Raw genomic sequence first — 587 nt, 5'->3', positions numbered from 1 at the left:
GCACCTGGCTCACAACGAGTGGGACCCGGTCAAGGGCCGGGCCGTGCCGAAGGTGCTGTTCACCTTCGGCCGGGAGGACGAGTTGGACCGCGACGCGATCCGGCGCCTGGTCGCGTCCTTGTCGCGCCTGCTGGAGCCCGGCGAGGCCCTGGCCATGAACCCCGTGCCGGGGCTGGAGTTCACCGGCTCGGTCCCCTTCGGCGGCGCCTACGTCCTGGACCACCTGTGGCACCGACTGAAGATCGACCAGATCGTGTCCGGCGTCGGGCAGCCCAAGCGGGGCCGGCCCCGGGAGATGTCCGTGACCGAGCGGGTGCTGTTCGCGCTGGTCGCCAACCGCGCACTGGCCCCCTCCTCGAAGCTCGCAGCTGCCGAATGGATCACTCACGACGTGCACATCGACTCGTTGCCCAAGGTCGGCGAGCAGTCCTGCTACCGGGCGATGGACTGGCTCCACGAGGTGCAGGACGACCTGGAGAAGCAGGTCTTCGACGAGGTCGCGCACCTGCTGAACCTGGAGGTGGACCTGCTGTTCTTCGACACCACCAGCACCTACTTCGAGTTGGAGGAGCCGGACGAGCCCATCG

Annotated in this window: 1 protein-coding gene; it reads left to right on the top strand. The window is 68.3% G+C overall.

Features of this window, described 5'->3' with window-relative positions; all coding sequences use genetic code 11:
- The coding region (locus ACRWND_RS30945) for an IS1634 family transposase (RefSeq protein ID WP_431955310.1) at positions 1-587 on the top strand (587 nt) is incomplete at both ends.

The organism is Actinacidiphila sp. bgisy167, assembly GCF_965342175.1.
GTDB lineage: Bacteria > Actinomycetota > Actinomycetes > Streptomycetales > Streptomycetaceae > Actinacidiphila.
The sequence above is the reverse complement of the archived record's forward strand: the minus strand, read 5'-3'. Positions and strand labels throughout refer to the sequence as shown.